This window comes from Micromonospora sp. NPDC048169 (assembly GCF_040652815.1).
In the GTDB taxonomy this organism is placed as follows: domain Bacteria; phylum Actinomycetota; class Actinomycetes; order Mycobacteriales; family Micromonosporaceae; genus Micromonospora.
Map to the genome: position 1 here is coordinate 1 of NZ_JBEZMS010000024.1, position 25,689 is coordinate 25,689.

The 25,689-nt window shown below is 72.1% G+C and carries 24 protein-coding genes, 1 tRNA gene and 1 other RNA gene; 6 read left to right on the forward strand and 20 right to left on the reverse strand.

The window, feature by feature from the left end; all coding sequences use genetic code 11:
- Positions 1 to 958: 958 nt before the first annotated feature.
- The 3 genes from AB0D28_RS20270 to AB0D28_RS20280 all read right to left on the reverse strand — a co-directional run bounded on the left by AB0D28_RS20270 (position 959) and on the right by AB0D28_RS20280 (position 5,488).
- Positions 959 to 2,914 carry a VWA domain-containing protein gene (locus tag AB0D28_RS20270; RefSeq protein WP_357387846.1) on the reverse strand — a complete coding sequence of 652 codons (1,956 nt, stop codon included), beginning with the start codon at positions 2,912 to 2,914 and terminating at the stop codon, positions 959 to 961.
- A gap of 2 nt (positions 2,915 to 2,916) precedes the next feature.
- The gene (locus AB0D28_RS20275; RefSeq protein WP_357387848.1) at positions 2,917 to 4,452 is read right to left on the reverse strand and encodes a magnesium chelatase; all 1,536 of its coding nucleotides are present in this window, start codon (positions 4,450 to 4,452) and stop codon (positions 2,917 to 2,919) included.
- A gap of 67 nt (positions 4,453 to 4,519) precedes the next feature.
- A complete protein-coding gene (locus AB0D28_RS20280; RefSeq protein WP_357387850.1) occupies positions 4,520 to 5,488 on the reverse strand; it encodes an aldo/keto reductase in 969 nt (322 codons plus the stop codon).
- 57 nt (positions 5,489 to 5,545) lie between these two features.
- Here AB0D28_RS20280 and mgrA point away from each other — a divergent pair, with 57 nt between their 5' ends.
- The gene (gene mgrA, locus AB0D28_RS20285) at positions 5,546 to 6,535 is read left to right on the forward strand and encodes an L-glyceraldehyde 3-phosphate reductase (protein WP_357387851.1); all 990 of its coding nucleotides are present in this window, start codon (positions 5,546 to 5,548) and stop codon (positions 6,533 to 6,535) included.
- Position 6,536: 1 nt separating this feature from the next.
- On the opposite strand, the gene AB0D28_RS20290 is transcribed toward mgrA, so the two are convergent.
- Positions 6,537 to 7,439, reverse strand: coding sequence for a lytic polysaccharide monooxygenase (locus AB0D28_RS20290; RefSeq protein ID WP_357387853.1), 903 nt, complete (start codon positions 7,437 to 7,439; stop codon positions 6,537 to 6,539).
- A 155-nt stretch (positions 7,440 to 7,594) separates the two neighbouring features.
- On the opposite strand from AB0D28_RS20290, the gene AB0D28_RS20295 reads away from it, so the two are divergent.
- On the forward strand, positions 7,595 to 9,964 hold the full coding sequence (locus AB0D28_RS20295; protein WP_357387855.1) for a DUF4153 domain-containing protein: 2,370 nt from the start codon (positions 7,595 to 7,597) through the stop codon (positions 9,962 to 9,964).
- Positions 9,965 to 9,999: 35 nt separating this feature from the next.
- On the opposite strand, the gene AB0D28_RS20300 is transcribed toward AB0D28_RS20295, so the two are convergent.
- Positions 10,000 to 10,341, reverse strand: coding sequence for a VOC family protein (locus AB0D28_RS20300; RefSeq protein ID WP_357387857.1), 342 nt, complete (start codon positions 10,339 to 10,341; stop codon positions 10,000 to 10,002).
- Positions 10,338 to 11,282: an AraC family transcriptional regulator gene (locus AB0D28_RS20305; protein ID WP_357387859.1), complete on the reverse strand. Its 945-nt coding sequence runs from the start codon at positions 11,280 to 11,282 to the stop codon at positions 10,338 to 10,340. The genes AB0D28_RS20300 and AB0D28_RS20305 overlap by 4 nt, the downstream gene beginning before the upstream one ends.
- A 70-nt stretch (positions 11,283 to 11,352) precedes the next feature.
- On the opposite strand from AB0D28_RS20305, the gene AB0D28_RS20310 reads away from it, so the two are divergent.
- A complete protein-coding gene (locus AB0D28_RS20310) occupies positions 11,353 to 11,841 on the forward strand; it encodes an anthrone oxygenase family protein (protein ID WP_357387861.1) in 489 nt (162 codons plus the stop codon).
- Between the two features lie 4 nt (positions 11,842 to 11,845).
- Here the strand turns inward: AB0D28_RS20310 and AB0D28_RS20315 are convergent, their stop codons facing one another.
- The 3 genes from AB0D28_RS20315 to AB0D28_RS20325 form a co-directional block, all read right to left on the reverse strand.
- Positions 11,846 to 12,325 carry a GNAT family N-acetyltransferase gene (locus AB0D28_RS20315; RefSeq protein ID WP_357387863.1) on the reverse strand — a complete coding sequence of 160 codons (480 nt, stop codon included), beginning with the start codon at positions 12,323 to 12,325 and terminating at the stop codon, positions 11,846 to 11,848.
- A gap of 97 nt (positions 12,326 to 12,422) precedes the next feature.
- Positions 12,423 to 12,824 carry a type II toxin-antitoxin system VapC family toxin gene (locus tag AB0D28_RS20320; RefSeq protein ID WP_357387865.1) on the reverse strand — a complete coding sequence of 134 codons (402 nt, stop codon included), beginning with the start codon at positions 12,822 to 12,824 and terminating at the stop codon, positions 12,423 to 12,425.
- Positions 12,821 to 13,075, reverse strand: a complete 255-nt coding sequence (locus tag AB0D28_RS20325) for a hypothetical protein (RefSeq protein WP_030501430.1) — start codon at positions 13,073 to 13,075, stop codon at positions 12,821 to 12,823. Before AB0D28_RS20325 ends, AB0D28_RS20320 begins: the two co-directional genes overlap by 4 nt.
- 288 nt (positions 13,076 to 13,363) lie before the next feature.
- On the opposite strand from AB0D28_RS20325, the gene AB0D28_RS20330 reads away from it, so the two are divergent.
- Entirely contained in the window at positions 13,364 to 13,990 is a 627-nt protein-coding gene (locus AB0D28_RS20330) for a hypothetical protein (protein ID WP_357387867.1), read from the forward strand.
- A gap of 297 nt (positions 13,991 to 14,287) precedes the next feature.
- On the opposite strand, the gene AB0D28_RS20335 is transcribed toward AB0D28_RS20330, so the two are convergent.
- Both AB0D28_RS20335 and AB0D28_RS20340 read right to left on the reverse strand, forming a co-directional pair.
- A tRNA-Ala gene (locus AB0D28_RS20335) sits at positions 14,288 to 14,360 on the reverse strand.
- Positions 14,361 to 14,448: 88 nt separating this feature from the next.
- Positions 14,449 to 15,039 carry a YqgE/AlgH family protein gene (locus tag AB0D28_RS20340; RefSeq protein WP_357387869.1) on the reverse strand — a complete coding sequence of 197 codons (591 nt, stop codon included), beginning with the start codon at positions 15,037 to 15,039 and terminating at the stop codon, positions 14,449 to 14,451.
- Between the two features lie 148 nt (positions 15,040 to 15,187).
- Here AB0D28_RS20340 and AB0D28_RS20345 point away from each other — a divergent pair, with 148 nt between their 5' ends.
- Entirely contained in the window at positions 15,188 to 15,988 is an 801-nt protein-coding gene (locus tag AB0D28_RS20345) for an S-methyl-5'-thioadenosine phosphorylase (protein ID WP_357387871.1), read from the forward strand.
- 110 nt (positions 15,989 to 16,098) lie between these two features.
- Positions 16,099 to 17,691, forward strand: coding sequence for a benzoylformate decarboxylase (mdlC, locus tag AB0D28_RS20350; protein ID WP_357387873.1), 1,593 nt, complete (start codon positions 16,099 to 16,101; stop codon positions 17,689 to 17,691).
- Positions 17,692 to 17,694: 3 nt separating this feature from the next.
- Here mdlC and AB0D28_RS20355 read toward each other — a convergent pair whose 3' ends face one another.
- The 9 genes from AB0D28_RS20355 to pruA all read right to left on the reverse strand — a co-directional run bounded on the left by AB0D28_RS20355 (position 17,695) and on the right by pruA (position 25,617).
- Positions 17,695 to 18,639: a hypothetical protein gene (locus tag AB0D28_RS20355; protein WP_357387875.1), complete on the reverse strand. Its 945-nt coding sequence runs from the start codon at positions 18,637 to 18,639 to the stop codon at positions 17,695 to 17,697.
- 38 nt (positions 18,640 to 18,677) lie between these two features.
- Positions 18,678 to 19,106 carry a hypothetical protein gene (locus AB0D28_RS20360; protein WP_357387877.1) on the reverse strand — a complete coding sequence of 143 codons (429 nt, stop codon included), beginning with the start codon at positions 19,104 to 19,106 and terminating at the stop codon, positions 18,678 to 18,680.
- Positions 19,107 to 19,283: 177 nt separating this feature from the next.
- Positions 19,284 to 19,659: a transfer-messenger RNA gene (gene ssrA, locus AB0D28_RS20365) on the reverse strand.
- Between the two features lie 103 nt (positions 19,660 to 19,762).
- Positions 19,763 to 20,242 carry an SsrA-binding protein SmpB gene (gene smpB, locus AB0D28_RS20370; RefSeq protein WP_116511188.1) on the reverse strand — a complete coding sequence of 160 codons (480 nt, stop codon included), beginning with the start codon at positions 20,240 to 20,242 and terminating at the stop codon, positions 19,763 to 19,765.
- Positions 20,243 to 20,375: 133 nt separating this feature from the next.
- The gene (gene ftsX / locus AB0D28_RS20375) at positions 20,376 to 21,251 is read right to left on the reverse strand and encodes a permease-like cell division protein FtsX (protein ID WP_357387880.1); all 876 of its coding nucleotides are present in this window, start codon (positions 21,249 to 21,251) and stop codon (positions 20,376 to 20,378) included.
- 64 nt (positions 21,252 to 21,315) lie between these two features.
- Complete coding sequence (gene ftsE, locus AB0D28_RS20380; protein WP_013284225.1) at positions 21,316 to 21,996, reverse strand: cell division ATP-binding protein FtsE; 681 nt, start codon at positions 21,994 to 21,996, stop codon at positions 21,316 to 21,318.
- Between the two features lie 118 nt (positions 21,997 to 22,114).
- A complete protein-coding gene (prfB, locus tag AB0D28_RS20385; protein WP_357387882.1) occupies positions 22,115 to 23,236 on the reverse strand; it encodes a peptide chain release factor 2 in 1,122 nt (373 codons plus the stop codon).
- Between the two features lie 102 nt (positions 23,237 to 23,338).
- Complete coding sequence (locus tag AB0D28_RS20390; protein WP_354865139.1) at positions 23,339 to 23,854, reverse strand: PadR family transcriptional regulator; 516 nt, start codon at positions 23,852 to 23,854, stop codon at positions 23,339 to 23,341.
- 134 nt (positions 23,855 to 23,988) lie between these two features.
- On the reverse strand, positions 23,989 to 25,617 hold the full coding sequence (gene pruA, locus AB0D28_RS20395) for an L-glutamate gamma-semialdehyde dehydrogenase (RefSeq protein WP_357387884.1): 1,629 nt from the start codon (positions 25,615 to 25,617) through the stop codon (positions 23,989 to 23,991).
- Positions 25,618 to 25,689 lie beyond the last annotated feature (72 nt).

Here is a 25,689-nt window from a genome sequence, read left to right on the forward strand (position 1 = left end):
TTACGCAGGATCGTGTTCATGAGGGGGCTCCATTCGGGGGTCGACGCACCCGGGGGGGCACGTGGCACCGTCAGGCGCTCAAAAAGTCTCGGGGGATCCGGCTGCTCGCGGGGCAGGGGGTGCCACGTCGCGGCGCCGGAACCATGTCCAACGACCGGCGGCCCGGGATGATTCCCGAGGACGTCTCACGCACCGTGGATAGCAGGTGCACGCCACCGGAACCGTGCTCAACGACGTGCCTGCCGGGATGATTCCCAACGACTCACGCCGCCAGAACCGTACTCAACGCGTGGCGGCCCGGCGAGATTCCCCGGGACCCGCCCCGCCTGGGGCAAGCCGCGCTCGGTCGTTCACCCGGTTACAACGCCACCGACCCGCCGACGATTCCACCCCCAGAGTGCCGCCCACCACCCCCGAACCAGACACCCACCCCAAACCCCCAGCCCCGCCCCCAGCACCGCGCCCTGCCACCCGTGATCAAGGAGTTTGCGGCAGCTTTCTGCGCCGACGAGGACACAAACTCCTTGATCACCCCCCCTGAACCACCCCGGCCCCACCTTGCGTGGTCGATCATGAGGTTGACGGCGGCCGGTGTCCGGTTTGCCGTTGCCAACCTCATGATCGACCGCACTGGGGGCGATCCGTGCCGCTGGGCTGCGAAGACCAGGGGCCGTCGGGGATGGGGGGACGACTCGAACGGGCCGGACACGTGAGGGGTGCGCAGCAATCGCGGCGTCGCCTGCGCGATCTTGCACTTTGTGCCCGCCCTTTGCCCTATTTGCGAGGTTTGCGGGGCACCAAAGTGCAAGATCGCGGACGGGCACGCCGGAACAGCTGCCGATCTTGGAGTTGTGGCACCTCGCGAAAGGTGTCAGACCAGGGCATCCTGTGGCACCACAACTCCAAGATCGACGCGGGCGGGAGGCGGGCGGGAGGGAGGGCGGGCGGTAGGTCTGAGTCAGCGGCGGCCGTGGCGGGCGCGCAGGTAGTCGGAGACCACGTATTCGCCCAGGTCGTCCAGGTCCGGGGTGAACATCCGGCCGCCCGAACGCCGCGCCACCGCGTCCACGAACCGCCGCAGTCCCGGGTCGTCACCCAGCATGAACAGGTTGAGCGTGGCACCGTACCGGGTCAGCCGGTCCACCTCCCGGATCGTCGCCGAGATGGTCTCGGGCAGCGGCGGCCAGTGGAAGTACGCCTCGCCGTCCTCCGGGTCCAGGTGCGCTGTCGGCTCGCCGTCGGTGACGACCAGCACCACCGGCTCGGCACCCGGATGGCGCCGCAGGTGCCGCCCGGCGATCCGCAGCGCGTGCTGGAGGTTGGTGCCCTGCTGCATGTCCGGTTCGACCGCCGCCAGCTCCTGCTGGGTGAGCGGCATCGCCTCCCGGCCGAAGCCGACGATCTGCAGCGCGTCCTGCGGGAACCGGGTGGCCATCAGGTGTGACAGGGCCAGCGCGGTCTGCTTCATCGGACCCCGGCGGCCCTGCGAGATCATCGAGTACGACAGGTCGACGCAGAGCACCACAGCCGCCGACGCCCGCCGTTCGGTCTCCACCACCTCGAAGTCCTCGACAGCGAGCGGCACCGGCACTCCGGGGCCGACCCGTCGTACCGCCCGGGTGAGCGTGCGCACTACGTCGAGCGGCTGCTCGTCGCCATACTCCCAGGGGCGTGATGCCCCGCTGACCTCGCCGGCGGCGCCCGCGGTGCGCAGGTCGTGCTGGCCGCGCGGGCCGGCGGTCAGGTCGGAGAAGACGCGCCGCAGCGCGGTGCTCGCGAGGCGGCGCAGCGCCTTCGGGCTGAGCGTCAGCCCTTCCGCGTCGCGGGTGACCCAGCCCTGGCGGCGCAGTTCGCGTTCCAGTTCCTGCAACCGGCGTACGTCGTCGGCGGCGTCGCGACCCAGCGTGCGGGCGACCGCCTCCACGTCGACGTCGTCGAGTGTGGCGCCGGGCTGGTCCTGGTCGAGGGAGTCCAGCAGCTCGTCGAGTTCGGCGATCTCGTCCAGCGCGCCGGTGGCCTCGCCGTAGCCGAGCGGCTGGTCGCCGCGGACCCGCTCGCCGCGCTGCCAGTTCAGGTCCGGTCGCAGCGACCGGAGGTGGGCGTCGAGTTGGGACAGCTCACCGGACAGCCGGTCGCCGAGCGACTGGCGCATCAGCCCGGCCAGTTCCTCGCGCTGCCGGTCCGACAGCGACCGCATCAGCCGTTCCCCGGCGGCGGCCCGCCGGGCCAGTACGTCGATCAGCTCGTCGACGTCCCTGGGCCGTTCCGGGAAGAACTCGCCGTGCCGGCGCATGAACTCGGCGAACGCGTCTGTGGTGTCCTCGGAGCGGGCGTGCCGGGCGAGCAGGTCGTTGAGGTCGCGCATCATCTCGGCGAGCTGCCGCTGGACGGCCGGGTCGGCGGTGGCCCGGGCCGCGTCGCGCAGCCCGGCGAAGCGCTGCTCCAGCACGTCGCCGCGCAGCCCGTCGAGGATCCGCTGGTACGTCTGCCGCGCCTCGGCGCTCACCCAGTCGTACCCGGAGAGCTCCGACACCGCGCGGGCGGTGGAGCGCGGCAGGTTGTCGAGCACGGCCTCGGCGAACCGGGCGTCGTCGCCGTCGCGGCCGCGCAGCTCGTCGCGTTCGGTGGCGAGCGCCTGGTCGAGCAGGGCCCGGGCCCGGGTGACAGCGCCGTCCAGGTCGCCCCGGCGCAGCGCCTCCCGGCGCAGGCGGCGGGCCCGGGCAGCCAGGTCGTCCAGCCCGCCGCGCCCCTGCGGACCGCGCCGCAGCAGCTCGCGCAGCGATTCGCGCAGGCTGCCGCCGGCCAGCACGTCCGAGCCGACCGCGTCCACCGCGGCGCGCACGTCGTACGGCGGGGCGAGCGGATCGGGTCCGCCGCGCCACTGCCCGTACCGGAAGCGGTTGCCGCCGGCCATCGTCAGTCCCGGTCCCCGTAGACGGTGCGCCCGGAGTCGGTGACGTCCTTGCCGAGCCGGCGGGTCAGGTGCAGCCCTTCCAGCACGAACTCGATGCCGGCGGCGGCCTCCTCCGGGCTGGGCGCGTCGCCGAGCCCGAGCCGGTCGAGCACCTTGGCGAGCCCCGGTACGGTGCCGACCTGGCGCAGCAGCTCGGCCGAGGAGACCAGCTCGCCGGTCTCGACGGCGCCGCCCTCGGCGACCAGCGCGGTGAAGCCGGACAGGTCGAGCCCGGCGAGCCGGGCGCGGAACGTCTCGGCGGTGGCGGTACGCAGCAGGTGCGCGAGCACCTCGATCTCGCGTCCCTCCTCGCCGCTCTCGAACTCGACCTTGCCGCGCAGCGTGGAGGTCACCGACACGGTGTCTCCGATCCGGGCCACCGGCGCCTCCGGCCGGGACGCCGACCCGGCGGCGGCCGAAGCCGAGGCGACGGCAGAGGCACCGGCGACGGCACCAGCACCAGCACCAGCACCAGCACCAGCACCAGCACCAGCCAGCAGACCCGAGCGGCGCAACGCGGCGGCCGCGACGGTCTCGGCGGCGGCGATGGCGAACCGGGCGGACACTCCGGAGCGCGGGTCCACCGACGGGGACTCCCGCACGTCGCGGGCGAACCGGGCGAGCACTTCCAGCACGTGCTCCGGCACGACGGCGACCAGGTCTGCCTCCTGCCGGATCAGCGCCAGCTCCAGGTCGAGGTCGAGCGGGTAGTGGGTGCGGATCTCGGCGCCGAACCGGTCCTTGAGCGGCGTGATGATCCGGCCCCGGTTGGTGTAGTCCTCCGGGTTGGCGCTGGCCACCAGCAGCAGGTCCAGCGGCAGCCGCAGCTGGTAGCCGCGCACCTGGATGTCGCGCTCCTCAAGCACGTTGAGCAGCGCCACCTGGATGCGTTCGGCCAGGTCGGGCAGCTCGTTGACGGCGAAGACGCCCCGGTTGGTGCGCGGTACGAGCCCGAAGTGGATGGTCTCCGGGTCGCCGAGCGTACGGCCCTGGGCGAGGCGGATCGGGTCGACGTCGCCGATCAGGTCACCGACGCTGGTGTCCGGCGTGGCGAGCTTCTCGCCGTACCGCATCGAGCGGTGCAGCCAGGTGATCGCCAGGTCGTCGCCGGCCGAGGCGACGAGCGCCTGGGACGCGGGGGTGAGCGGGTGCATCGGGTGCTCGTTCAGCACCGAGCCGGGGATCACCGGGGTCCACTCGTCAAGCAGCGCGCCGAGCGAGCGGATCAGCCGGGTCTTGCCCTGCCCGCGCTCGCCGAGCAGCACCATGTCGTGCCCGGCGAGCAGCGCGCGCTCGACCTCGGGCAGGACCGTGTCCTCGTAGCCCACGATGCCGGGGAAGCGGTCCTCGCCGGAGCCCATCCGGGCGAGGAGGTTGTCTCGGAGTTCCTGTTTGACCGTGCGGTAACGGTGGCCGGCGGCGCGCAGCTCGCCGAGCGTGCTCGGCAGGTCGGCGGGCGGGACCGGGGAAACCTGATTGGGAGCGGTCACCCGATCCACGCTAGCGCGCTCCGGCGGCCGGCGGCCTCCGTCGTCGATGTCGCGACAGGGGAGGCCGCCGGAACGCTCACCTGCCGAGCCGGGCGCGGACCATCCGGGGCACGGCGGCCAGCCCGGTGACCGGGCGGAACGCGTGCGCGGCGGCGACCAGGGCGGCGTACTCGTCGTCGGCGAGATCGATCTCGGCGGCGGCCGCGTTGCGTTCCATCTGCTCGACCCCGGAGGCGCCCGGGATGGCCACCACGTTGGGGTGCCGCAGCACGTACGCGAGCGCGATCTGGCTCGGCGTGGCGTCGTGCGCGTCGGCGACCTCACGCAGCGTGGCGATCAGCGCGGCGCCGCGTTCCAGGTTCTCCGGCAGGAAGTACGGGTTGGCCCGGCGTACCGCCCCGGCGGGCGGGTTCGTGGCGTCGTAGCGGCCGGAGAGGAAACCCTGCGCCAGCGGGGAGTACGCGATGACGATCCGGCCGGCCTGCTCCGCGTACGGGATGAGGTCTTCCTCGGGGCCGCGGTCGATCATGCTGTAGCGGACCTGGTTGCTCAGCACCCGGCGGCCCAGCGCGGCCTCGGCGAACCGCCACCGGCGCAGGCCGTAGTTGCTGACGCCGACCTCGCCGACCAGCCCGACGTCCTGCAGCGCGCGCATGCCGCGCATGGTGGTGGTGTCGGCGACCACCGGGTTGGCCTGGTGGACCTGGTAGAGGTCGATGCCCTCGACGCCGAGCCGGGCGGCGGAGGCGACAGCGCGCTGCTGCACCACGGGGGCGACCGGCAGCAGCGGGAAGATCTTGGTGGCGACCACGACCTTGGCCCGGTCCTCGCCCAGCGCCTCGCCGAGGATGCGCTCGCTGCGGCCGAAGCCGTACAGCTCGGCGGTGTCGAACAGCGTGACGCCCAGGTCGAGCGCCCGCCGGACGATCTCGGCGGCGCGGCGCTCGTACTCCGGGCCGTAGCCCCACTCTTTGGAGCCGAACTGCCAGGTACCGAGGCCGATCTTGGAAATGGGCTTGGGGGTGTCGAGCGGCACGTAACGCATGAGGCCGAACGTACCCGCGCCGCTGCGGCCACACTCCCACGGCGACAGAATGACCTCGTGACATACCTCGCCAGCGACGACCGTTACCACGAGATGATCTACCGGCGCAGCGGCCGGAGCGGGCTGAAGCTACCCGTCATCTCCCTCGGCCTGTGGCACAACTTCGGACCGGACCGCCCCTTCGAGCGGCAGCGCGACATCGTCCGCCGCGCCTTCGACCTCGGCATCACCCACTTCGACCTGGCGAACAACTACGGCCCGCCGCCCGGTTCGGCGGAGGAGAACTTCGGCCGGCTGCTCGCCACCGACCTGAAGCCGTACCGGGACGAGCTGGTGATCTCCAGCAAGGCGGGCTACCTGATGTGGCCCGGCCCGTACGGCGAGTGGGGCTCGCGCAAGTACCTGATCTCCTCGCTGGACCAGTCGCTGCGCCGCCTCGGGGTGGACTACGTCGACATCTTCTACTCGCACCGGTTCGACCCGGAGACCCCGCTGGAGGAGACGATGGGCGCGCTCGACGCGATCGTCCGCTCCGGCAAGGCGCTCTACGTGGGCATCTCCAACTACGACTCGGAGCAGACCGAGCGGGCCGCCGCGATCCTGCGCGACCTCGGCACGCCGCTGCTGATCAACCAGCCGTCGTACTCGATGATGAACCGCTGGACCGAGCGCGACGGCCTGCTGGACACGCTGGAGCGCGTCGGTGCCGGCTGCATCGCCTACAGCCCGCTCGCCCAGGGCCTGCTCACCGACCGTTACCTGGACGGCATCCCGGCCGACTCCCGGGTGCGCACGAGCGTCTTCCTGGACGAGAGCGACCTCGACGACCAGACGATGGCGACGGTCCGCGGGCTCGCGGCGGTGGCGCGGCGGCGCGGGCAGACCCTCGCGCAGCTCGCCCTGGCCTGGGCGCTACGCGACCCGCGCATGACCAGCCTCATCATCGGCGCGAGCAGCGTGGCCCAGCTGGAGGGCAACGTCGCCGCGCTGGAGGACCTCGACCTGGACGGTGACGACCTGGCCGCGATCAGGGCGGTGCTGGGCTGAGTCACCAGATCCGGCGCCGCCCGGCGCGGTGGTTGCGGACACCGCACGGCCGCCCGGGCGGCGGCCCGCCGGTCCGGCTCAGCCGCATCCCGGCCACTGCCGCCGCGAGCAGCGCGACGACGAGCGCCGCCGCGCCGACGAGCAACGGCCGGGACAGCGGTCCGTCGTCGGTCACCGCCGCGACCGGCACCGCCGGCTCGTCGCCGGTCGCCGCTCCGGCGAGGGTACGCGGAGGTGACGCGCTCGCCTGCGGCGCTGCCGGCGGCGCGTCCGGCTCACCGCGTGCCGCCCGGAGGATCACGTCCGAGCAGGAGTAGTACGTGTCCTGGGTGTCCGAGTTCTGCCAGATGACGTAGACGATGTGCCGGCCGGTCCGCTCGGCGGGCAGCCGCCCCCGCATCTCGTACGCGCCCGAGCGGATCGGCGGGTCGGTGACCTGAAGGAACGGCTTCTTCTCCAGGTCCGCCCAGGTCAGCACGCGCTTCGGTGAGTACGAGCCGGTGGTGACGTAGTACCGGAACGTGCCCCGGTGCGGGATGGTGGTGCGGTAGCGGAACGTGTGCGACGCCCCGGCGGTCAACGTGGTGGCCGGCCAGTCGGCGCGCGGCAGGTCCAGTCCCCGGTACGCGGACAGCCCGCCGCTGCACAGCTCCCCGTCCGGGATGCGTTCCCGGTCCCGCCCGTCGATCCGGGCCACCCGGATGTTGTCCCACTCGCGTACCGCCGCTCCGGCGGCGACCGCCGCCCGGCAGGCGGGCGTCTTCGCCCGACCGCCCTCCGGCCCGCACGCGGCGGCCCGGCTCAGCGGGCTGGTCGGCGCACCGTGCGCCGCGGCCGGCGCGGCGGTCAGCGGCACCGTCGCGGCGACGGCGGCGAGCGCGGCGAGCGCGCGACGTGCGGCCATGTGATCGACCTCCCGCGCACTGGTACGGCCACGAGCCGCCAAAGGTTCGATCCGCGCCGATCGGCCGGGGCAACGTGACCGAACGGACAACCGGGACGGCGGCGGACGCCGTAGGGGTCCTACAGTGACGAAACCCTGTGATCGAGGAGCGCCCCTTGACCGAGCCGGCACCGTCCCCCGAGCCGTCCCGCGCCGCCCCCGCGGCCGGCCCCGCCCCGGGCGACGTCCCCGCCACCGCGCAGCCGTACCTGCTGGTCCTGCCCACAGTGGAGGGTGCTCCCCCGCCGGTGCCCTGGCCCGGCGCCGAGGGGCAGCCCGGCTGGGCCATTCCGGTCAGCGTGCCGCCCGGCACCCAGGGGTACGCCTTGTTCCTCCCGCTGGTCCCCGCGATCGGCCAGCCGACGGCGACCGGCCAGCCTGCGGCGGCGGTGCCCGCCCAGGCCACCGCGCCCGCCGCCGAGCGCTCCCCCGTGGAGGGCGTCGCCCCTGCCGCCGCACTGGCCGACCGGCCGGCGGGCGAAGAGCCTGTCGCCGCCCCACCGGACGCCGTTCCGGCCGCTCGCCGGGAGCAGGCGGGCGGAACGTCCTCGGCCACCGGCGACGCGGCATCGTCCACGCCGGATGCCGCCCCGGCGGCGTCGGCCGGCACCCAGGCGGCCGACTCGAAGCCGTCCGTCGCAGGCGCCGCCGCAGCGGAGGCGGCCACGACCGGCTCCGGTGAGGCCGGCGCGATTCCCGGAGATGGCGCTCCGCAGACGGCCACGCCCGCGACCTCCGGCCCGCCGGGAGCCTCGCAAACGCCTGCTGCTCCCCCGGGCACGCAGCCGGCATCCGGGTCATGGGTGGCGCCGGGGACGCAGCCGGCCTCCGGGCCGTCGCCCGCGCCGGGTGCGCCGCGCGCTCCGGGTACGCCGCCTCCACCCGGCGTTGGGCCGACGCCCGCGCCGCCGCACCCCGGCATGGCGTGGGGTGGGCACCCGCAGGCGCCGGTGTGGGCGCCGCGCCCGCCGGTGCCACGGACCTCGTTCCTCGGCGCGCGCTGGCCCGGCCCGAAGGCGGCGACCGGGCGGGCCGTGCCGCTCGCGGTGCTGGCCGCCGCGATCGGCAGCGCGGTCTTCGTGCCGCTGGGCCGCGTCGGCGTCGGCTGGTTCCTGGGGTGGCTCACGCTCACGCTCGCGGTGGGGCTGGCGGTCCGGTCCAGGACCACGGATCTGCCGCGCGCCGACAAGCTCATCCGGGCCGGGTGGGCGGTGGCCGCCCTGGCCCTGATCGCCGTACCGGCGTTCCGCAACGCCTGGTGGCTGGTGACGTTCTGTGTGCTCGGCGCGCTCGGCTGCGCCACGCTCGCGATCATCGGCGGCCGGCTGGTGCGCTCGATCCTGTTCGGCCTGGTGGCCACGCCGTTCGCGGCGTTGCGGGGCCTGCCCTGGGTACGCCGGCACGTCACCGCCTCGCCGCAGGAGGCGACGGTGCGCAAGGTGACCGTCTCGGTCGTCGCCACGGTCGTGGTGCTCCTGGTCTTCGGCAGCCTGCTCGCGTCGGCCGACGCGGCGTTCTCCGAGGCGCTCGGCTCGCTCGTTCCCGAGATCAACATCGGTACGGTGTTCGGCTGGCTGTTCCTCGCAGTGGTGGGCGGGCTGATCGCCGTGGCCGCGCTCTACACGCTCGCCGCGCCGCCCGACCTGTCCACCGTGGATCGCGCGGGTGAGCGCCGTCTCGGCCTGCTGGAGTGGGCCCCGGCCATCGGCGCGCTCACGCTGCTGTTCGCCGGGTTCGTGGTGGTGCAGTTCACCACGCTCTTCGGCGGGCAGCGGCACGTGCAGCGGGTGGCCGGTCTCAGCTACGCCGAGTACGCGCGCAGCGGTTTCTGGCAGCTGCTGTTCGTCACGCTGCTGACCGTGGTGGTGCTGGGCGGGGTGAGCCGCTGGGCACGCCGGGAGCAGCCGGTCGAGCGGCTCCTGCTGCGCGTCCTGCTCGGGCTGATCAGCGCGCTGAGCGTGGTGATCGTGGCGTCGGCGCTGTCCCGCATGTGGACGTACCAGAAGGTCTACAGCTTCACCGGCGAGCGGATCTTCGTGATGGCCTTCGAGATGCTGCTCGGCACGGTGTTCCTGATGATCCTCGCGGCGGGCGTGCGGTGGCGGGGCCGGTGGATTCCCGGCACCACGCTCGCGCTGGCTGTGGCGATGCTGCTCGGCCTGGCCGTGCTCAACCCCGAGGACTACGTCGCCCGCCGCAACACGCTGCGCTACGAGCAGACCGGCAAGATCGACGCGTGGTACCTGCGGGCGCTGTCCGCCGACGCCACGCCGGCGCTCGCCAAGCTCCCCGATCCGGTACGCCGGTGCACGCTGAGCTGGATCGCCGACGACCTCGCCGAGCCGGACCCCTGGTACGCCTGGAACCTGGGCCGCCAGCGCGCCCGGAAGGCGCTGGAGAAGGTCGGCCCGCAGGCGATCGGCGGCCAGAAGGACTGCCGCCGGGCCGACCAGTTCGACCTGCCGAAGACGCGACGCCCCCGCTGACCTCGCCGGCCGGGCCGCGGATCACCGCGGCCCGGTCAGGCCGGGGCGCCGCCGAAGCCGATCTCGTTGCCGTCCGGGTCGTGGAAGATCACCTTGCGGACGCCGTTGTCGTAGGTCTCCCGCGCGGCCGGCTCCAGCCCGCGGGCGGCGATCGCCGCGACACGGGAGTCGAAGTCTTCGACGAAGATCGTCTGCATGGCGTGACCGGCGTGGCCGGGCCGCACCTCAATGTAGAGGTAGCGGTGCTCCGCCAGCTCCCACACCGCTTCGTGGTCGTTGGGCAGGAACTGCGGCGGGTCGCCAAGCAGTCGCTCGTACCAGGCCGTCGACATGGCGAGATCACTGATCGGGACGCCGGCGAACAGGTCGACAGTCATCCGGCCAATCTAGCCGGGGCGACGTGCCGGCGCGGGCTCACGCCGTACCGGCGCTTGAACGCCGTACTCAGGGCGAACGAGCTGCCGTAGCCGACCCGGCGGGCCACCGCGCCGACTGTGGCGCCGGGCTCGCGGAGCAGGTCGGCCGCGAGCGCCAGCCGCCAGCCTGTCAGGTACGACATGGGCGGCTCGCCGACCAGCGCGGTGAAGCGCCGGGCCAGCGCCGCCCGGGACATCCCCACCTCGGCGGCGAGCGACGCCACCGTCCACGGCCGGGCCGGCTCGTGGTGCAGCATCCGCAGCGCGCGGCCGACCACCGGATCGGCGTACGCCCGGTACCAGGCGGGCGCGGCGGCGCCGGGCCGGGCGAACCACTCCCGCAGCGCGGCGATGAGCAGCAGGTCGAGCAGGCGGTCGAGGACCGCCTCCTGGCCGGGGTCGTCCTTGACGATCTCGGCGGCCAGCAGCGGCACCAGGGGCGTGTCCCAGGACTCGCGCCGGACCACCGCGAGCTGCGGCAGCGCGTCCAGCAGCCGCCGCCCGACAGTGCCCCGCACCGGGTACGTGCCGGTGAGCAGCACGGTCCGGCCGTCCGGCCCGTTGCCCCAGGTGCGTACGCCCCAGCGCGTCATCGCGAACAGCTCGCGCCCGTCCGGTGTGGTGCAGCGCTGCCCCGGGTGCACGACCACCTGCGGCACCGTCGCCGGGTCGTCCGCCACCGTGTACGGGGACGCCCCGCGCACGATCGCCACGTCACCGTCGCCGAGCCGCGCGGCCTCCCCCTCCTCGGGCACGATCCAGGCGTCCCCGCGCACCACGGCGACCAGCGTGAGCGGTGCCTCGTCCCGGATCAGCATCGACCAGGGCGGGGTGAGGATCGAGCGCAGCAGGAAGGCGCCCCGCGCCCGGGGACCGTCGAGCAGGCCGGAGACGGCGTCCACGAGACGATTGAACACAGGGTCGCGCGTCCTGACCATGGGCCGTCTCACCGCGCGGCGGTTCGATGAGGACATGCGACTCGTACAACAACTGACGCTGGTCGGTGCCACAGTGGGGGCCGGGCTGATGGCGGGCCTGTTCGCCGCGTTCGCGTACGCCGTGATGCCGGCGCTGCGCGGCGCGGACGACCGCACGTTCGTGGACGCCATGCAGCGCGTCAACGTCACCATCGTCAACGGCTGGTTCCTGCTTGCCTTCCTGGGCACGCCGGTGCTGGCCGCGCTCGCGGCGGTGCTGGCGTGGCGGGGTGCGGCCCGGCCGGCGCTGCCGTGGATCGTCGCCGGGCTGGCGCTCTACCTGGTGATGTTCGCCGTCACCGTGGCGGTGAACGTGCCGCTCAACGACGCGCTCGCGGCGGCCGGGGCGGCGGATCCCGGTGTGGCGCGGGAGCGCTTCGAGTCCGCCTGGGTCACCTGGAACGTGGTCCGGACGCTGGCGAGCACGGCCGGGTTCGGCGCGCTGTGCTGGGCGCTGGCGCTTGCGGGCCCGGCGGCCGGTTGAACTGCTACCGCGGGTCTTCGATCAGCGGCAGGTAGCTCTCGGGCAGCCAGCGGACGACCACCTTCGGGAAGAGCATGCCGCCGAGCCGGCGGTAGAACCGCTGCGCCGCCTCGTTCTCCGGCTTCACCTCCCACCGGATGACGAGCCGGTCGACGGCGGCCCGCTCGGCCAGCGCGGTCATCAGCCGTCGGCCCACACCACCGTCCCGGGCCTCGGCACGGACGAACAGGTCGTCGAGCGCGACGATGTCCTCACCGCTCCACATGTGCAGGCGCCGCTGCGCGGAGACGTAGCCGAGCGTCTCACCGTTCCGCTCGGCCAGCAGGACCGTCACGTCGGCGCGGCCGAGCACCTCGCGCCATCGATCGGGGGTCGCGCCGACGTGCTCGCTCTCCCCCTCGTGGGCCGCGATCTCCCGGACCAGGGCGTCCACCGCAGCCGCGTCGTCCGGGCCGGCCTGGCGGATGCGGATGGCGTCGTTCACGGTGCTCTCCCTCACGGTCGAATCACGGGTGGACGCTCATGATCATCCCCCGGAGGCACCGCCTGATGATCCGACTTTCGGGCCGAGACTGCTGCCGTCAGGACGCCGCGAGCAGTCGGACCTCGCAGCGCACGCCGCCGGCCTTCGCGAGCCGTCCGTCACCGGTGACCAGGGGGCAGGCCAGCAGCTCCGCCGCGGCGACGTAGGCCGCGTCGTACGCCGACACGTTGCCCCGCAACTGCCACATCCGGTCCAACAGCGCTGCGACGCCTACCTCGTCGATGACCAGCGAGGGCAGGATGTCGATCGCCTCCTGCGCCCGGGCAGGGCCGAGCCTCCCACCGAGCACCTTGCCCCTGATCACGGACATGACCTCGACCAGCAGATGGCTCGGCGCGGCCCAGTGTGGATCTCCGGTCAGTTCCGCTCGCGCCGCATCCCCGATCGGACCGTCGTCGATCAGGGCGTCGGCCAGCACCGACGCATCCACCACTATCACGCGGCGCTCCCCTGCGGCCCGCGCTGCTCCCGCTGGTCGTTCAGCTCGGCGGCACTCTCGCCCGGCAGGGAGCGAGCGCCGTCCGATCGACCGGCGAAGCGATCGAGGGCGGCTGTGTTTCGCAGCCGTCGAGCCTGCGTCTCCACCAGTTCCAGCAGGTACGTCTGGAGCGACTGCCCGCGCGCCTTTGCCTGCGCCGCCAGGGCATCTCGCACCTCTTCCGGCACGTCGCGGATCTGAAGAGCAACCATGCATTCATTATGCATGCAGAAGGGGCCTGCACAGCAGAGTCCTGCGAGGCTGTGCTCCCACCAGAGCGTTTCGCTCGCATGGAGCCCTCCATCGCTGGCGGGAGTGGCTCGCCGGCCCGCTCAAGTCCTCGTTACACGCTCGGCCCCTCCCGCTGATCGTTCAACCCATCGGATATCGATGCCCGCCGAAGGGCGAGTGCCGAGCGGACACTCATCCGAACGACACGGCGAGCACGGGAACATAAAGTCAGTCCTTTCGCATCGCAGCCGCGATATGGGGAGGGCCATATGAAGCGCAGACGAGTAAGCCTGCTGGACCTCGGCCTGGATTCATCGTTCGACGCGGCGATGACCTTCGTGCAGTCGACGCTTCAGAACATCAACGCCGGGTGCGACGAACCCGTCGTCGACATCGACTTCGTTCGGTCCCGAGATCCCAGCACGGTGTTGTCCGCATTCACCGCGTCATGCGATGTCCTTCACGTCATGGCGCACGGCGACCACACAATCACGCCGACATTCAGCAGCACGGACGGCGAGGTCGAGATCTCCTTGGAGCATCTTGGGGAGGTGGCGGCGGCACAGAGCAAGGGGATTTCGACGAGCGCCATCATCGCGGACGGCTGCAGGACCGGCACCGGCGTGTGGCAGAAGGCGGTGCGCGACTGCCTACAAGGGGAAGTGACCTACATCGGCACCTCCGCAAACGTCGGCTGGCACGAGAGCGGCGTGTTCTGCTCCGCGTTCTACGGCGCTCTCTTCCGGAACCGCGGCAGAGGCATGTCGCCGGCCGAGCAAGCCTGGGACGCCGCCGATCGCGCCATCAATGCCTACACCTTGCTGACGGACAGGAACTGCCCGTACAAGGTCACGACCTTAAGGCCGAGCCAAAGGGCCCGCACTCTGTTGGGATAGCGCCCAGCCGTTGCACCACGGAATAGAGGCCGGAGAGGCCCTCCAAGCAAGGACCAAGCACTACCGGTGTCGCTGACCGACCGCCACCCCGCCTGCCGTCGCGCGCACTCAGAACCGTCGGCAGGGACCGTCGTGCAGGCATGCCAATTGCTGCCTCGACAACTGGTCACTGCGGTGCCCAGTTCCTCGCCCCTCAGAGGAATGGGCAATGACAACAAGCGGGAACGTCGGGCGAAAAGCAATCAGCGACCCGGTCGATGATCATCCGACCAGGCCGCTGACCTGTTGTCCCAAGGGTGGAGCCGAGGGGACTCGAACCCCTGACCCCCACACTGCCAGTGTGGTGCGCTACCAGCTGCGCCACGGCCCCTTGCGGTCGTCCCCGGTCGCCCGGGCACGGAGAGAACTATACACACGCCGTCCGGCATGGTCATCTCGCGGGGTCCCCCGCACCCGGGTCAGTTCAGCGCCACGTCCGGCGGGAAGTGGGCCACCGCCGCCATCATGCCGCCCTGCCGGCGCAGCACCATCGGCCAGAGATCATCCGGCCGGTCGACGAAGGCGTCGCCGGGCAGCGCGTCGAACACGAACCAGGAGCCCTCCTCGATCTCGCGCTCCACCTGACCGGCGCCCCAGCCGGAGTAGCCGGCGAACACCCGGATGCCGCCGATGGCCTCGCGCAGCTTCTCCGGGTCGACCGAGAGGTCGATGGTGCCGACCGCGCCGGAGACGCGGTGGAAGCCCTTGACCGGGCGGACCGGGTGCCGCATGCGGGCCAGGCAGATGGCCGAGTCGGGCTGCACCGGGCCGCCCTCGAACAGCACCGCCGGGTCGCCGGCCAGGTCGCTCCAGTCGCCGAGCACGTCGGCCACCGAGACCTCGGTGGCGCGGTTCAGCACCACCCCGAGGGCGCCGCCGGGTTCGTGGGCGACGAGCAGCACGACCGTACGGTCGAAGTTCGGGTCCTTGAGCCCCGGTGTCGCGACCAGCAGCCGTCCGGTCATCGACTCCATGGCCCGGCCACCGATCTCTTGCCCCTTACCCTGCATGTCCGACACCCGTCAGCCGTGTGCCCGTACGGGCCCGAGGCCGTCGACCGTCCACCCTGTCAACGCCATGTCACGCACCATAGCCTGCACCCGGCCCGCTGGTTAAGGTCTGACGGCGGGTGATCACGACGGATCGAGGGAGGGCCGAATGGCGGCGCAGGCCGAACTGGCGGTGATCGGCGGGTCGGGGCTCTACGCCCTGCTCGACGGGGTGGAGCACGTGGTGGACACCCCGTACGGCGCACCGTCGGGCCCGATCACGGTCGCCGAGGTGGGCGGTCGCCGGGTGGCGTTCCTGCCCCGGCACGGGCGCGACCACAGGTACCCGCCGCACCTGATCCCGTACCGGGCGAACCTGTGGGCGCTGCGGTCGCTGGGCGTACGCCAGGTGCTGGCGCCGTGCGCGGTGGGCGGCCTGCGGCCGGAGCTGGGCCCGGGGACGTTCGTGGTGCCGGATCAGTTGATCGACCGCACCAGCGGGCGCACGCAGACCTACTACGACAGGGGCGCGGTGCACGTGTCGTTCGCCGATCCGTACTGCCCGGCCGGGCGGCGCACGCTACTGGACACGGCGGCCGGGCGTGGCGTGCCGGCGGTGGACGGCGGGACCGTCGTGGTGGTCGAGGGTCCGCGCTTCTCGACGCGGGCGGAGTCGCGCTGGTTCGCCTCGATGGGCGGCACGATCGTCAACATGACCGGCCACCCGGAGGCGGTGCTCGCCCGTGAGCTGGCGCTCTGCTACACGTCGATCGCGCTGGTGACGGACCTGGACGCGGGCGTCGAGGCGGGCGAGTCGGTCACCCATGAGGAGGTGTTCCGGGTCTTCGCGGAGAACACCGACCGGCTGCGTGGGCTGCTGCTGGACGCCGTGGCGGCGCTGCCCGCCGAGCGGGACTGCCGGTGCGGGAGCGCGCTGGACGGGATCACGCTGCCGTTCCCGCTGCCCTGAGCGCGGGAAGCGCCCGAAAAGTCGGCTTAAGCCCGATAGATTCGGCTGGTCGGGAGACTGGGCACCGGACCGGATCCGGCATCCGCGTGTGAGGACGGAGGCGGCCGGCCATGGCGACGGTGCGGGAGGCGACGTACGACCTGCTGCGCGCGCTCGGCCTGACCACCGTCTTCGGCAACCCCGGCTCGACCGAGGAGCCGTTCCTCGCCGACTTCCCGGACGACTTCCACTACGTGCACGCGCTCCAGGAGGCGTCGGCGGTCGCCATGGCCGACGGGTACGCCCAGGGCACCGGCCGGCCCGCACACGTCAACCTGCACACCGCGCCGGGCACCGGCAACGGCATGGGCAACCTGGTCACCGCCTGGCACAACCGGACCCCGCTGATCGTCAGCGCCGGGCAGCAGACCCGCGAGATGCTGCTGATCGAACCGCGCCTGGCCAGCCCGCGGGCGGTCGAGCTGGCCCAGCCGTACGTCAAGTGGGCGCACGAGCCCACCCGCGCACAGGACATCCCGGCGGCCTTCATGCGGGCGTACGCCTCGGCGGTGCAGCCACCGGCCGGGCCGGTGTTCCTCTCCCTGCCGATGGACGACTGGGACCGCCCGGCCGACCCGCCGCCGCAGGTGCGCACCGTCGCCACCCGGATCGCGCCGGACCCGGACCGGCTGCGGGGCTTCGCCGACGTGCTGGCCGCCGCCAGGACCCCGGCGCTGGTGCTCGGAGCGGCGGTGGACCGGTCGGACGCCTGGCCCGAGGCGGTCGCGCTGGCCGAGCACCTGGCCGCCCCGGTCTGGGCCGCCCCGGCGCCGGAGCGGGCCGTGTTCCCCGAGCGGCATCCGCACTTTCGGGGCGTGCTGCCGTACGCGATCGGACCGCTGTCGGAGGCGCTGCGCGGCCACGACGTGGTGCTCGTGGTGGGTGCCCCGGTGTTCCGCTACTACCCGCACGTGCCGGGCGACTACCTGCCCGGCGACACGCGGCTGCTGCACGTCACCGACGACCCGGACGAGGCGGCCCGCGCGCCGGTCGGCGAGAGCCTGCTCGGCGACGCCGGGCTGACCATGGCCGCGCTGTGCGAGCTTCTGCCGGCGACCGGCCGGGCGGCGCCGTCACCGCGACCGCGGCCGGCCCCGCCCGAGCCGGCCGACCCGCCGAGCGCCGACGCGCTGTTCGCCGCGCTGGCTGACGCGTGGCCGGCGGACGGGGTGCTGGTGCAGGAGTCGCCGTCGAACCTGGCCGCGCTGCGCCGCCGGCTGCCGATCGACCGGCCGCGCTCGTACCTGACGATGGCCAGCGGCGGTCTCGGGTTCGGGCTGCCGGCTGCGGTCGGGATGGCCCTTGCCGAACGCGACACCGGGCGTGGCCGCCCGGTGGTCGCGGTGGTCGGCGACGGCTCGTTCCACTACTCGGTGCAGGCGCTGTGGACGGCGGCGCGGCTGCGCCTGCCGCTCGCCGTCGTGGTCCCGGTGAACCGGCAGTACGCGATCCTCAAGGCGTTCGCCGAGCTGAAGCACACTCCGGGCGTGCCGGCGCTGGACCTGCCCGGGCTCGACGTGACGGCGGTGGCGCACGGCTACGGCTGCGCCGGTGAGGCGACCACCCTGGACGGGCTCGGTGCGGCGCTCGCCACAGCGCTGGCCGCGGACCGGCCGACGGTGCTGCCGGTGGCGATCAGCACCGACGTGCCACGGATCCTGTGAGCCTCAGCCGGGCCGGACGGTCAACGGGGCGCCGCTGCCGGCGTCCAGCACGACACGTCCGCCGAGCGGCGCGTCGAGCGTGACGCTGACCGGCTTCAGCACGAGCTGCGCGGTGCAGACGCCGGTGGAGGCGATCACGGCGCCGCCGATCACCACCACGTCCGGCCGTTCCAGCACCAGCGGGGTGGGCGGCCCGTCGCAGGCGCCGACGCCGAGCACGTAGTCGATCCGGTTGCCCTCGACCGCCCGCAGCTCCTGCGCGGACACCAGGCCCGCCGGCAGCGGCCGGGTGGGCACCGCGCCGCCGGGGGCCCGGCCGGTCACGCGCGGCGCCACGGCGATCCGCGCCACGGGTACGGCCAGCTCGTCCACTGTGAACAGCCAGGCGGGCACCTCGGCGCGGCCACGGCTGGTCAACACCGGCGCGCTGCCCAGCCGTACCCCGGTCACGGTGAGCGCCACGCACGCGCCCGGCGCCGAGGTCGACACCGGGTCGTTCGGGCCGGGCCGCCCGGTCGGTGCCGGGTCCGGTGCGGCCGGGCGCCCGTCGCAGGGCGGCGGGTCGCCCTGGCGGAGCTGGGCGTACGCGTCGGCGGCGCTCACCAGCGGCACCCGCAGCGTGCCGTCGGGGAACCGGATCGTGCCGTCCTTCGGCACGGCGGCCGGGATCGGGATCTGGTCCCGGTACCAGCCGGCCCCGAACGCCGTCTTCGTCTCGTCGGTGAAGCCCGGGTCGCCGGTGAGCACTGTGGCTTCCTGGAGCGGCACGTACCCGTCGCGCCAGCCCGGCACGGGCCGCCAGCCCGCTGCGACCTCCTGCGCCCGCTCGGTGAACGCGGTCCGCTGGTCCGGGCCGGCCGGCGGGGCCACCCCCGGATCGGCGCCGGGCGAGGCGCAGGCGGAGAGGGCCAGCAACGGGATCCCGAGCAGGGCGAGCACGCGGCGCATACCGCTTGGACGCGTGGCCGCCCCGGCCGGTTCCCGGCTCAGTCCTCGCCGCCGAGGTCGGCCTGGTACGCCTCCCAGAGCAGGTCGGCACCGTGCCGCCGGTGCCGGTCCAACGCGCGCAGCAGGTCGCGGGTGCGCGCCCGCACCTCCGCCGCGGACACCCCCGGCAGGCGTACGGCGTGCTGGAGCGCGGCGAGCGCCCCGCTGATCGCGGCGTGCTCGGCGACCAGCAGGCGTACGCCCCGGTCCAGTCGCGGCGCGGCGCGCACCAGGTCGGCGTAGTGGCCGCCCGGTTCCTCGGTGACGCGGACGTGTTCGGCGAAGCCCCGCCGGACGGGGTCGAGGTCGGCGAGCAGTCTCTCCCGCCAGCGCGGCCCGGCGGTGGCCAGCGCCCGCCCGAGGGCGCGCAGGTCGCCGGAGGCGCTCGGGAGCACTACGGTCGGCTGCTGGATCGGACTGGTGACCATGGGACACCTCCCGCTGCTGGGTGCGAACCCGTATGGCGATGGTGAACCCGGTCACCGGCGCTGTCCAGCGGTCGGGGCCGCCTCATCTGCCCCTCGGGCCTCACCTGCCCCGATCGCATCTCGCGCCTCAGACGGCTGTGCGCCCCGGTCCTCGTAGACCGGGGCGCACAGGCCGTGTAGTGGAGGTGCCGGGAATCGAACCCGGGTCCTTCGCCGGTTTGTCAGGGCTTCTCCGAGCGCAGCTCGCTATGCCTCTACTCGGCCCCACCGCTCACGCGAGCAAGTTGGTGTGACGGGCCCAGTCGCTGATTGATCTCGCCGCACGGACCCCGCGACCGGGTCCGATTGGCCAGCCTTCTAGCTGATGCCGGCTAACTGGGTCGAAGGCGCTCCCAGGCCGACAGACTTGCTACTCGCCTCAGGCGGCGAGAGCGAAGTCAGCGCGATTGTTCTTGGCGCTTATTGGTTTCCGACGACCGATTCTCGAGACGACGTCGGCTTCCTCGGCTCGCTTCCCCTGTCGCTGCGTACGAAGTCGAAACCAGTCACCCCCTCGAAGCGCTGCCCCTGTCGGCAGCACACCAAGCGTAACGCCTGGCGCAACCGGATTCATCCCGAGGCCCACTGGACGCGGGCAGCCGGACGAACCGGACGTATCACTCAGCCATGCCCTTGCCGCGCCGGCCCACCGCCCGGGCGATCTCCTTGGCGGCGTCCCGCTTGGCCAGGTCCTGGCGCTTGTCGTACGACTTCTTACCCCGGGCCAGGCCGATCTCCACCTTGGCCCAGCCGTCGGAGAAGTAGACCTGCAACGGCACCAGCGTCAGGCCGCTCTCCTTGAGCTTGCCCAGCAGCCGGTCGATCTCCAGCCGGTTGAGCAGCAGCTTGCGGGTGCGCCGGGGCTCGTGGTTGGTCCAGGTGCCCTGGGCGTACTCCGGGATGTGCATGGCGTGCAGGTAGATCTCGCCGTCCCGCTCCTGGGCGAACGCGTCCACGAGCGACGCCCGCCCCGCCCGCAGCGACTTCACCTCGGTACCGGTGAGCGCCATGCCCGCCTCGTACGTGTCGAGGATGGCGTAGTCGTGGCGTGCCTTCTTGTTGGAGGCGACCACCTTCCGACCCTTTTCCCGTGGCATCGGCGCCACCCCCTTCCCGATCGACTCACCGGCCACCGGCCGGCGAGCGGAGATCATGCTACCGGAACCACAAGGGCCCTCCCGCGCGGTTTATTCCGGCGCGGAAGGGCCCTCGTCGAGCCGCAGGAGGTGACTAGACCCGCAGGTAGAAGCGGAGCGTGACCCAGGCGGTGACCGCGCTGACCACGCCACCGACGGCGGCCATCAGCGGGAAGGTCAGGAAGATCTCGGACCAGGAGATCGGGGTGATCAGGCCCTCCAGTGCGGCCATCGAGCTGCCGGCCGCCACCACCTTCACCCCGATCAACGCGAGCAGGCCGAGGATGGAGCCGAACAGACCGGCCACCACCGCCTCCAGCACGAACGGCGCCTGGATGAACCAGTTCGACGCGCCGACCAGCTTCATGACCGCCACCTCACGCCGCTTGCTGTACGCGGCGACCTGGATGGTGTTCGCGACGAGCAGCAGGGCGGCGATGGCCATCACCGTGGCGATCGCGAGCGCTCCGTTCTGGAAGCCGCTCAGCACGCCGAAGACCTTGTCGAGCAGCTTGCTCTGGTCGACGATCGTGTCGATGCCCTCGGTGGCCTTGTACTTGTCGTAGATCTCCTTGTACTGCTCCGGATCGTTCAGCTTGACCCGGTACGACTCGGGAAGCTGGTCCGGCTTGACGGCGCTGACCAGGTCCGGGGCGTCGGCGTACATCTGCTGGAAGCGCTCGTACGCCTGCTCCTTGTTGACGTACGTCGAGTCCTTGACCAGCGGGTCCTGGCCGAGCTGCTGGCCCAGCGCGTCGACCTGTTCCTTGGTGGCATCGGTCTTCAGGAAGATCGAGACCTCGACGTTCTCGTAGTAGAGGTCCTTCATGTCGCCGACCTTCTGGTAGAGAAGGCCGCTGCCGCCCAGCATGAACAGCGACACCGCCATTGTGATGATCATGGCGATGGTCATCGTGACGTTGCGCCACAGCCCGACCAGTACTTCGGACAGGACGTACTTCATCCGCATCGGGATATCCTCCGGCTCTCCGGCGTGAGGTTTCGTCGTCAGGGTCTACGGAACGTCGGCCGGCTCAGCCGTAGACGCCCCGGGCCTGGTCGCGCACGATGCGGCCGCTCTCGATCTCGATGACCCGGCGCCGCATCTGGTTCACGATGTTGGAGTCGTGCGTGACCATCACGACGGTCGTGCCGGTGCGGTTGATCCGGTCCAGCAGGCGCATGATCTCGATCGAGGTGTCCGGGTCCAGGTTTCCGGTCGGCTCGTCGGCCAGCAGGATCAGCGGCCGGTTGACGAACGCCCGGGCCACCGCGACACGCTGCTGCTCACCACCGGACAGCTCGTGCGGGTAGCGGTGCTCCTTGCCGCCGAGACCGACCAGCTCCAGCACCTCCGGCACGACCCGGCGGGCGACCGCCTTCGTCTTACCGATCACCTCCAGCGCGAACGCCACGTTCTCGTACGCGGTGCGGTTCGGCAGCAACCGGAAGTCCTGGAAGACGCAGCCGATGGAACGCCGGAAGTGGGGTCGCTTCCAGGAACGCATCGAGGTGACGTCCTTGCCGTTGACGACGACCCGGCCCTTGTTGGGCGTGACCTCGTGCAGCAGCAACTTGATGATGGTGGACTTGCCGGAGCCGGATGGACCGATGAAGAAGACGAACTCGCCCTTCTCGATCGAGACGGACACGTTGTCGAGCGAAGGCCGGGACGCCTTCGGGTACGTCTTCGTCACTTGCTCAAGCTGAATCACGGGTCGGTAGTCTACGCGGTGTAACCGCAGAGCCAAGCCCCACGCCCCGCCGAAGCGGTGCGCGTCATCGATTTACCCGGTCAACACGAGATCGATGACGCGCTGCGTCCAAACGTGATCACGCACCGTCAGCGGTGAGCTGCTGCTGCTTCCGCCAGCGGATTCCCGCCTCGATGAAGCTGTCCAGGTCACCGTCGAAGACCGAGGACGGATTGCCCGTCTCCTGTTCGGTACGCAGATCCTTCACCATCTGATACGGGTGTAGGACGTACGAGCGCATCTGGTCGCCCCAGGAGCTGGTGCTGCCGGTCTTCAGGCCGGCCAGCTTCTCCTCCTCCTCCTGCCGCTTGCGCTCCAGCAGGCGGGACTGGAGCACCCGCATCGCGGAGGCCTTGTTCTGCAGCTGGGACTTCTCGTTCTGGCAGGTCACCACGATGCCGGTGGGGATGTGGGTCAGCCGCACCGCCGAGTCGGTGGTGTTGACGCTCTGCCCACCCGGCCCGGACGACCGGTAGACGTCCACCCGGACCTCGTTCTCCGGGATGTCGATGTGGTCGGTCTGCTCGGTGACCGGCAGCACCTCGACCCCGGCGAAGCTGGTCTGCCGGCGGCCCTGGTTGTCGAACGGGCTGATCCGCACCAGCCGGTGCGTGCCGGACTCCACGCTCAGCGTGCCGTAGGCGTAGGGCACCTTCACCGTGAACGTGGCCGACTTGAGGCCCGCCTCCTCGGCGTACGAGGTCTCGTAGACCTCGGTCGGGTAGCCGTGCCGCTCGGCCCAGCGCAGGTACATCCGCAGCAGCATCTCGGCGAAGTCGGCGGCGTCCACGCCACCGGCGCCGGCCCGGATCGCGACGAGCGCCTCCCGCGAGTCGTACTCGCCGGAGAGCAGCGTGCGGACCTCCATCTCCTGGATGGCCTTGGTCAGCCCGGTGATCTCCGACTCGACCTCGGTCAGCACACCCGGGTCGTCCTCGGCCTGGGCCAGCTCCAGCAGCACGCCGGCGTCGTCGAGCCGGGAGCGCAGGTCACCCAGCTTGGTGATCTCGCCGTTGACGTACGACAGCTGCGACGTCACCTGCTGCGCCTTGGCCTGGTCGTCCCAGAGGTCGGGCGCGGAGGCCTCCTGCTCCAGCCGGGCCTTCTGCTCGCGCAGCTTGTCGAGGTCGAGCACGGCCTCGATGTTGCGCAGCGTGGCGTCGAGATCCTTGAGCTGTTCGGCGTAATCGGCAGCGGTCACGACAGACAAGACTACCGGCGCGTGCGAGGAGTGAGCCTGCGAGCCCCGCAGTCACGCGCGAAAAGTCTGCGCTGCCCACTCCAGCGAGTGCGCCCCAGGTGGTCAGCCGACGGGCGCGGTCTTCAGCCAGGACAGCGCCGCCTTGTGGTAGGCGACGGCGAACTCCAGCGCGCTGGCGTCGTAGCTGTCGCCTTCCTTCTTGGCGTTCTTGACCTGCTCCCGCACCGCCGCCAGCGCCTCGGTGTGGTACTCGTTCGCCGTGGCGTACAGGTTCTTGAGCTGGCTCGCCGAGTGCAGGCCGCCGAACGCGATCCGTAGCGCTATCGGGTTACGGATCGTGTCCTTGCCGGGATTCTCCGCGAGCCAGCGGGAGAATGTCCGTTTTCCGGCCGCCGTCAGCGCGTACGGCTGGCTCATCCGCGGCCCGGGCTTGCCGAGCCGCACCAGACCCTTCTCGGCCAGGACCGGCAGCTCCCGGTAGACCTGGCTGCGGGTCATCGACCAGTACGGCGCCAGACGGCGCTCAGCGGCGGCCATCAACTGGCCGCCAGTCATCGGGCCGTCGTGCAGCAGACCGAGCAGAGCTGCTGCCGTCGGGTTGACTCCGGATTCCGCCATGCCCTCTAAGCTGCCACTTTGTCGGCTCCGGCGTCCAGGATTTGCTCATTTCGGCACCCGATGACGGGTCCGATGTGCACTGTCGGATGAGGAAGAGGGCCCGCCCCGGCCGGGACGGGCCCTCTTCGAGCGCCTCAGCCCATGTGCGGGTAGACGTGATCGGTCGCCGGGACGAACGTCTCCTTGATCGTCCGGGGCGACATCCAGCGGACCAGGTTGTGCCAGGAACCCGCCTTGTCGTTGGTGCCGCTGGCCCGGGCGCCGCCGAACGGCTGCTGCCCGACGACCGCGCCGGTCGGCTTGTCGTTGATGTAGAAGTTGCCCGCCGCGTACCGCATCTTCTCCGCCACCTGGTCGATTACCCGGCGGTCGGTCGCGAAGATCGACCCGGTCAGCGCGTACGGCGCGATCGACTCGGCCTGGGCGACCACCTCGTCGAAGCGGGCGTCGTCGAAGACGTGCACGCCGAGGATCGGCCCGAAGTACTCGGTGGTGAACGTCTCGTGCGCGGCGTCGGAGCACTCGAACAGCGTCGGACGGACGAAGTAGCCGACCGAGTCGTCGGCGGTGCCGCCGGCCAGGATCCGGCAGGAGTCGTCGCCCTTGATCAGCTCCAGCGCGGCGGTGTGCCGGCCGAACGCCTTGTCGTCGATCACCGCGCCGCCGAAGTTGCTGAAGTCGGTCACGTCGCCGTAGGTCAGCGAGTCGGCGGTGGCGGCGAGCCGGTCGCGCAGCCCGCCCTCCCAGAGCGACCGCGGGACGTACGCCCGGGAGGCGGCCGAGCACTTCTGGCCCTGGTATTCGTAGGCGCCCCGGATCAGCGCGGTGTGCAGCGCGTCCACGTCGGCGCTGGTGTGCGCGACCACGAAGTCCTTGCCGCCGGTCTCGCCGACCAGCCGGGGGTAGCCCCGGTAGCGGGCGATGTTGTCGCCGACGGTCTTCCACAGGTGCTGGAACACCTTCGTCGAGCCGGTGAAGTGGATGCCGGCGAGGTCCGGGTCGGCGAGCACCACCTCGGAGACCTCCTCGCCGCGCCCGGTGACCATGTTGATCACACCGGGCGGCAGGCCGGCGGCCTCGAACAGGCGCATGGTGAAGTGCGCCGCGAACTGCTGCGTCGGGGACGGCTTCCAGACCACCGTGTTGCCGAGCATGGCCGGCGCGGACGGCAGGTTGCCGGCGATCGCGGTGAAGTTGAACGGGGTGATCGCGTAGACGAAGCCCTCCAGCGGCCGGTGGTCGAGGCGGTTCCAGACCCCGGGCGAGGACAGCGGCTGCTCGGCCAGGAGCCGCCGGGCGAAGTGCACGTTGAACCGGAGGAAGTCGATCAGCTCGCAGGCCGAGTCGATCTCGGCCTGGACGGCCGTCTTGGACTGGCCGAGCATGGTGGCCGCGTTGAGCGTGTCCCGCCAGGGGCCGGCCAGCAGGTCGGCGGCGCGCAGGAAGACCGCGGCCCGCTCCTCGAACGGCAGCGCGCGCCACATCGGCGCGGCGTCCTTCGCGGCCCGGACCGCGGCGCGGGCGTCGTCGTGGGTGGCGTGCCCGGTGACGCCGAGGACGTGCGCGTGCTTGTGCGGCTGCACCACGTCGATCGACGCGCCGCCGGCCATCCGCCGCTCACCGGCGATAGTCATCGGCAGCTCGATCCGCTCGGCGGCCAGTTCGGCCAGCCTCCGCTGGAGCCGCTCCCGGTCGGCGCTGCCGGGCTCGTAGGTGTGTACCGGCTCGTTGAGGGGCTCGGGTACGGAGAACACGGCGTCCATCACAGCTCCTGGCGATCTCGACGACGGCGGCGAAACCGGACCCGCGGGCCCCGGCCGGGCGGCCGGACGCCG

What these genes read in the sequence shown, in the direction of transcription:
- AB0D28_RS20390 (WP_354865139.1), bottom strand. Translation starts at nt 23,854, where the DNA reads ATGGCGGAATCCGGAGTCAACCCGACGGCAGCAGCTCTGCTCGGTCTG.
- AB0D28_RS20330 (WP_357387867.1), top strand. Translation starts at nt 13,364, where the DNA reads ATGAAGCGCAGACGAGTAAGCCTGCTGGACCTCGGCCTGGATTCATCG.
- mdlC (WP_357387873.1), top strand. Translation starts at nt 16,099, where the DNA reads ATGGCGACGGTGCGGGAGGCGACGTACGACCTGCTGCGCGCGCTCGGC.
- AB0D28_RS20270 (WP_357387846.1), bottom strand. Translation starts at nt 2,914, where the DNA reads ATGGCCGGCGGCAACCGCTTCCGGTACGGGCAGTGGCGCGGCGGACCC.
- AB0D28_RS20280 (WP_357387850.1), bottom strand. Translation starts at nt 5,488, where the DNA reads ATGCGTTACGTGCCGCTCGACACCCCCAAGCCCATTTCCAAGATCGGC.
- ftsX (WP_357387880.1), bottom strand. Translation starts at nt 21,251, where the DNA reads ATGCGGATGAAGTACGTCCTGTCCGAAGTACTGGTCGGGCTGTGGCGC.
- AB0D28_RS20340 (WP_357387869.1), bottom strand. Translation starts at nt 15,039, where the DNA reads ATGCAGGGTAAGGGGCAAGAGATCGGTGGCCGGGCCATGGAGTCGATG.
- pruA (WP_357387884.1), bottom strand. Translation starts at nt 25,617, where the DNA reads ATGGACGCCGTGTTCTCCGTACCCGAGCCCCTCAACGAGCCGGTACAC.
- AB0D28_RS20360 (WP_357387877.1), bottom strand. Translation starts at nt 19,106, where the DNA reads ATGGTCACCAGTCCGATCCAGCAGCCGACCGTAGTGCTCCCGAGCGCC.
- AB0D28_RS20325 (WP_030501430.1), bottom strand. Translation starts at nt 13,075, where the DNA reads ATGGTTGCTCTTCAGATCCGCGACGTGCCGGAAGAGGTGCGAGATGCC.
- AB0D28_RS20290 (WP_357387853.1), bottom strand. Translation starts at nt 7,439, where the DNA reads ATGGCCGCACGTCGCGCGCTCGCCGCGCTCGCCGCCGTCGCCGCGACG.
- AB0D28_RS20345 (WP_357387871.1), top strand. Translation starts at nt 15,188, where the DNA reads ATGGCGGCGCAGGCCGAACTGGCGGTGATCGGCGGGTCGGGGCTCTAC.
- AB0D28_RS20300 (WP_357387857.1), bottom strand. Translation starts at nt 10,341, where the DNA reads ATGACTGTCGACCTGTTCGCCGGCGTCCCGATCAGTGATCTCGCCATG.
- AB0D28_RS20355 (WP_357387875.1), bottom strand. Translation starts at nt 18,639, where the DNA reads ATGCGCCGCGTGCTCGCCCTGCTCGGGATCCCGTTGCTGGCCCTCTCC.
- smpB (WP_116511188.1), bottom strand. Translation starts at nt 20,242, where the DNA reads ATGCCACGGGAAAAGGGTCGGAAGGTGGTCGCCTCCAACAAGAAGGCA.
- AB0D28_RS20310 (WP_357387861.1), top strand. Translation starts at nt 11,353, where the DNA reads ATGCGACTCGTACAACAACTGACGCTGGTCGGTGCCACAGTGGGGGCC.